Annotated in this window: 7 protein-coding genes; 4 read left to right on the forward strand and 3 right to left on the reverse strand. The window is 54.8% G+C overall.

The window, feature by feature from the left end:
• Positions 1 to 430: ArsR family transcriptional regulator (locus K5905_RS26135; protein ID WP_297589659.1), on the reverse strand; the 430-nt coding region annotated here is incomplete at its 3' end.
• A gap of 228 nt (positions 431 to 658) precedes the next feature.
• Here K5905_RS26135 and K5905_RS26140 point away from each other — a divergent pair.
• From K5905_RS26140 to K5905_RS26155, 4 genes are all read left to right on the forward strand, one after another.
• Positions 659 to 1,036, forward strand: coding sequence for an MAPEG family protein (locus K5905_RS26140; protein ID WP_297589664.1), 378 nt, complete (start codon positions 659 to 661; stop codon positions 1,034 to 1,036).
• Positions 1,037 to 1,153: 117 nt separating this feature from the next.
• Complete coding sequence (locus K5905_RS26145) at positions 1,154 to 2,047, forward strand: 1-acyl-sn-glycerol-3-phosphate acyltransferase (RefSeq protein ID WP_297589665.1); 894 nt, start codon at positions 1,154 to 1,156, stop codon at positions 2,045 to 2,047.
• A 102-nt stretch (positions 2,048 to 2,149) separates the two neighbouring features.
• Positions 2,150 to 4,039, forward strand: coding sequence for a DNA helicase RecQ (gene recQ / locus K5905_RS26150; RefSeq protein WP_297589667.1), 1,890 nt, complete (start codon positions 2,150 to 2,152; stop codon positions 4,037 to 4,039).
• 77 nt (positions 4,040 to 4,116) lie between these two features.
• Complete coding sequence (locus K5905_RS26155) at positions 4,117 to 4,776, forward strand: outer membrane protein (protein ID WP_297589669.1); 660 nt, start codon at positions 4,117 to 4,119, stop codon at positions 4,774 to 4,776.
• Positions 4,777 to 4,809: 33 nt separating this feature from the next.
• Here the strand turns inward: K5905_RS26155 and K5905_RS26160 are convergent, their stop codons facing one another.
• Positions 4,810 to 5,331 (reverse strand): hypothetical protein, encoded by a 522-nt coding sequence (locus K5905_RS26160; RefSeq protein ID WP_297589672.1) that lies wholly within the window; start codon positions 5,329 to 5,331, stop codon positions 4,810 to 4,812.
• 96 nt (positions 5,332 to 5,427) lie between these two features.
• Positions 5,428 to 5,723, reverse strand: a 296-nt coding sequence (locus K5905_RS26165; protein ID WP_297589675.1) for a peptide-methionine (S)-S-oxide reductase, incomplete at its 5' end; no start/stop codon positions are given.

Genomic DNA, 5,723 nt, shown 5'->3' on the forward strand with positions numbered 1-5,723 from the left:
CCGCGGTGCTCCGGGTTGGTTCGATCAGTTGGTCAATCGAGGTTCTGATCCGCTTAAAATATGCCGCCCCGGCAGAAAAAGAATTCGAAAACGGAGGAGCACCGGCGATGCTCCACCAATGACTGGAAGTCGTGGTCTTCCAGATTTGCGGAAGAGATATCGGTTTCATATCCGCGAGATAAACCACCCGATCGGGCACATTCGCATGCGGCATCAAGAAAATGTCGACCGCCTTGGGATTCAGCCCCTGGCTATTCAGACCCTCGGCAGACAACAGCCGCTCGACATACCTGTTCAGGTGGTCGGCCGGAACCAGTCCTGCGGAAAAAGCCCTCATCAGGCCGTTTGCCCTGAAGTTGAGATAGGCTTCCGCCAACGGTCCAAGCAGTGAGTTGTCGGGACAGAGAAACAAGACGGTGGTCTTCGTCACGAATGACTTCCTTCGCGTTATTCTCAGGAAGCGGCCGAAGCCGCAATGCGAGGCCCATCTACCGTCACAGCTGGAAGACATTATGACAAAAAAACGGATACGCGGATTTTCATGAGGATATCCTGAAATGAGCACCAGATTTGCAGAATTGACAATTTTTCTCTATCAGCGTGCCACCTTTCCTGGCACGAGAAACCGCACTCAGCGCGAGTATCAAAGGAGTTTTCAATGCCGGTTGCCATATGGTGCATACTTGTAGCGGCCATCCTTCCCGTCCTGTCGGTGCTGCCGGCCAAACTCGACAAGGACTTCAACAATGCCAACCCCAGAGACTCCGATTACTGGCGCGAAGGGTTTCGGGCCAGAGCACAGGCGGCAATGGCCAATGGCTACGAAGCCTTCCCGTTTTTCGCCGTCGCGGTCTTTGTCGCACTCAGTCAAGGTGGCGCCCCTTACTGGCTTGACCAGTTAGCCATCTTGTTTGTGCTGTTGAGGCTGATTTACGTGTTTTGCTACTGGACTGATCGGGCAACCCCGAGATCAATGGCCTGGACGGCCTCATTCTTGACAATCATTGCGTTATTTACCAGTTCCCTGTGGAGTTAACTTACAACCTGGTGAATACTAGGGACCAAAATTGTTCAACGAGCATTTGCACCAAGCGGCTGATTTCGTTAACGATGTTGATTAGTAGTACAGTTTACCGGTGGGCAGAGGTGCATTGTGCGGACGAGCGAACAGACGACGGACACCTTGCCGACGCGCCTCCAGGCAGCGTCTCAGCCAGTTGCTTCCGATCAGCATATAGTCGATGACCTGATTGCCGAGCGCGGCAAACTGGTGATGGCAAGCCCATGGTGGCCGCTCATTCGCCCATTTGCGCTTCGGGTCCTTCGGTATCGGTCGGCTGTCGATATGGCCGACACGATCTCCCAGATGGAAGCACTTGAAGTGTTCGCCCATCTGAGCGACCTGCTTCAGCTTGACGTCACAACCCTTGGCCTCGATCGCGTCCCGACCAACGGGCCCGTCGTCCTTGTGTCGAATCATCCAACCGGGATTGCCGACGGTATTGTGCTTTACGACGCAATCAAATCCAGACGAGACGACCTCGCCATTTTTGCCAACCGGGATGCCATCCGCATCAACCCGCGTCTGGCGGACATGATCATCCCGGTAGAATGGCGGGCAGATTTCAAGAGCCGCGAAAAGTCGAAGGAAACGATCAAACTGGCGTCATCAGCCTTTTCGAAGGAAAGGGTTGTTGTTCTGTTTCCGTCCGGCCGTCTTGCCTATTGGAACGAAGGCAAGCTGACAGAGCGCCCCTGGATGACTTCCGCATTGGCTCTGGCGCGCAAGAACAAGGCACCGATCATTCCCATGCATATGGGTGGTCGCAATTCCGGGCTTTTCTATTTCCTTGCCCGTGTCTCGACCGAATTGCGCGACATGACGGTCTTTAACGAATTGCTGAACAAGCAGAAGGCCAAATTCAAGGTGCATTTCGGCAAACCGATCAGACCCGAACGCTTGGATGGCGATCTGACCGACTTGACCGAACAGATGCGCGTTCATTGCGCCGAAACGCTGGCAACAGATCCCGACGCAGAATTTTGAATACGGTCTTGAGACGACCGCCCCCAACTCATCCACAGGTGCGTTTGCCCTCGGCTCGCGAATAAGACATGGTGCGGAAGAATCAGAGGAAGCCGCTGCCCCATGCCCGTGTCGCCCGCACTTGCCGCGGATGAAGCCACACAAGTTGTGCTGAATGACGTTCCGAACATCCGTCCGGAACCGAAACCGCTTGCCGTCCTTCAAAAAGTTTTCGGCTACAGCAGTTTTCGCGGAAAACAGCAAGCCGTTATCGACACGCTGATCGACGGCAATGATGCTGTGGTGCTGTTTCCCACCGGTGCGGGAAAATCTCTCTGCTATCAGATCCCGGCACTTTGCCGGCGCGGCGTCGGCATTGTGGTTTCGCCACTCATCGCCTTGATGAAAGATCAGGTCGGCGCCCTGAAGGGAGCCGGGGTCCGGGCCGCGGCCTTGAATTCAACCCTGTCCCCAGAGGAACAGTCTGCGCTCAAAGACGACCTACGCAGCGGGCAGATCGATCTTCTTTATGTGACACCGGAGCGATTAAGCAACGAGAGTTTCCGCCGGTTCCTCGATACGCTTGAGATCGCTGTCTTCGCGATCGATGAAGCCCATTGCGTCAGCCAGTGGGGACATGATTTCCGACCGGAATACATGTCTCTGTCCTGTCTTCGCGAACGTTATCCAGGCGTGCCGCGCGTCGCGCTGACGGCAACTGCCGACCCGCACACGCAAAAGGACATTCTGGCCCGTCTGGAACTGGAGGACGCGCAGGTCTTCTCCACCAGTTTCGACCGACCCAATATTCGCTATGAGATCGTCGAACGCACAAATCAGCGTCAACAGCTTCTGGATTTTCTAAAAAAACACGAAGGTGAAAGCGGAATTGTCTACTGCCTGTCCCGAGCGAAAGTGGAAGACATTGCCGACTGGCTGACGGCCAAAGGCATCAAGGCCCAGCCTTACCATGCGGGATTACCGGCGGAAAAACGCGCCGCCCATCAGGATGCCTTCCTGCTGGAGGAAGGCCTTTGCCTGGTTGCGACCGTCGCTTTCGGCATGGGAATCGACAAGCCGGACGTCAGATACGTCGCCCACCTGGATCTGCCATCCTCGGTTGAGGCCTATTACCAGGAAACCGGGCGCGCAGGCCGCGATGGAGCACCCTCGGAAGCGTTCATGGCCTACGGCATGGCCGACCTCGTCCAACGGCGGCGCATGATCGCTGAAGGCGATGCCCCTGAAGAGGTCAAGCGCGCCGAAAACGCCAAGTTGAACGCCCTTTTGGGTATTTGCGAAACCGCGGGATGTCGGCGGCAGGCCCTTCTGGCGCATTTTGGTGAGACCTACCCCGAGCCTTGCGGAAACTGCGATAGCTGTCTGTCGCCGGTCGAAACATGGGATGGATCGGAAGCAGCGCAAAAACTGATGTCGGCCATTTACCGCACCGGCCAGCGCTTCGGCACCGGGCATGTCATTGATGTGCTTCTGGGCAAGACCAACGAAAAAGTCGCCCGATTCGGACATGATGGCCTGTCGGTGTTCGGCATCGGTCAGGATCTGCCGCAAAAAACCTGGCAATCCATTGCACGACAACTTGTTGCCGCAGGGTACGTCGATGTCGATCACGAACATTTCGGTGCACTTGTCCTGACAGAAAACGCCAGGACAATCTTGCGCGGTGACGAGAAAATAGCACTCCGGAGAGACCGGAACGCTGCAGGCCTGAAACAGACACGCGCATCCAGAACCGGCTCGATTGCGGACGAGCTGGACGAAGAAGACAAACTTCTGTTCCAGCGACTGCGCCGGCTCCGGACCCAGATTGCCCGGGACCAGAACGTGCCCCCCTATGTTGTCTTCCCCGATGCGACCCTGGCCGGGATTGCCGCTGCGCGTCCGGTCAATGCCGACGCGCTGCTTGCCGTTTCAGGCGTCGGCCAATCCAAACTGGAAAAATACGGCGAAGCTTTCATAGAAGTCGTCGAAGCATTTGAAGTCGGTGTTTGAATTTGTTTACCTTAACGAATAATTGACAATGCCTGCTTCATAAGACCCTCAATAGTTGTAATTGGGGGGGCTGCTCAATGCGTTGTTTTGCACTGTTTCTGACTTTATTTCCCGGAATTACCTCAGGTGTTTTCGCTGCGGACATACCGGTGACCAACCCGCCGGTCACCGATTACACTCTTGTTGAAGACTTGAGACTGAACCGAGCGGATTGGTCAGGTTTCAATGCTGTTCTCTTCGCCGGTGGAGGTTTTTTGCAGGGAGACGACAGCCTGGGCGGTGACAGCTTTTTTCGTTCCGGTCTTGTCGGCGGATCCATCGGCTACGATTTTCAGTTCAATCAATTTGTGCTGGGCGCTGGTGTTGAAGGCGCTTATGTGAATTTCAGAGGCAACTCAAGCTCGGGAAATACAAGGCAGAACTCGAACTGGCTCGGTGCAGCAACTGTGCGGTCCGGATATGATGCAGGCAGGTTCATGCCGTATCTCTCGGCAGGCATTGGGTTCGGCAACTACAAAATCAAACGCAAAAGCGATGGTCTATCGGATGAGAATACTCATATCGGATTTGTTGCAGGAGCTGGTGTCGAAGCCAAGGTCACGGACAATGTGTATGCCCGGCTTGATTACAAGCACTATGAGTTCAACAGCAAATCATACACCCTTCCCGGTTTTTCGTCCTTCACAGTCGATGGAACGGCCGACATCTTCAATATTGGAGTTGGATATCGTTTCTAGGTTTGCAGCTCGACTTCACGATACCTAATGCAATCAACTTTCAGGCTTCAGACAAAGGTTGTAAGCCCCGGCAAGCAGCTCAAGCGAGTCTTCATCCGGCTGACACAGAAACTGGTCGATGACCCCATATAGCGCTAGGTGCATCTGGCGATGTTGGCGCAGACGCCTGTAGGACGAGCCGAGTTTGTAGATCTGGTCGATTTCCTCTCGAGAAAAAAGATCCAGTCCGGCGATGCCAAGAACGACACCGAGATCGGCGTTGGTCCTGCGGCTGATATTGTGGGCAATCAGGAAGCCGAACAGTCCGGTTACGAACCTGTTTTCAAAGGACAGTTTCTCGAAATCTCTTTCTGCTGCCTTCAAGATCAGCTTCATGATCTCGACGGTTGACGCAGCCGCGAATTCGGTCGGAGTATTTGTGTCGACGATCTCAAGGTGCGCGGCCTCCAACAGGTCGGCAAGACCGTTGCGGAGACGATCTTCCGTCTCCACTGCTCTGAGCTCGGACACGAATTCCGGCTCCTCCTCAGTACGAATTCCGAACAATCCAAGCATCACTCCGTCCTTTCAGACGTGAGCCCACCGGAAAAATGTAGTGCACAATTTACGTTGCGGCAAATATTCGACTGATTGTCAGGCATCGATGACTTGTCAGGAGCCTGCCTTGGGCAATCCCTTGAACGCCTCGGCTCCCCAGACAGCTTTGACACGCGCATCCCGGCCACACGCCTTGCGATAGCCTTTATAGGCGTCCGCTCTGGTCACGTAACCGAAGCGCGTCAAGGTTCTTACATCGCTCTTGTAATAACCCTGGTGATAGTCTTCGGCAGGCCAGAATACAGCTGACCCTTCGACCGGCGTTACCACCTTGCCATTGAGCTGTCGGTTTGCCTTGTCGATTTGAGCATTCGCCTGCGCCGCCTGTTTTTCATCCAGAGGATAAATGG

Source organism: Roseibium sp., from assembly GCF_025698965.1.
Lineage (GTDB): Bacteria > Pseudomonadota > Alphaproteobacteria > Rhizobiales > Stappiaceae > Roseibium.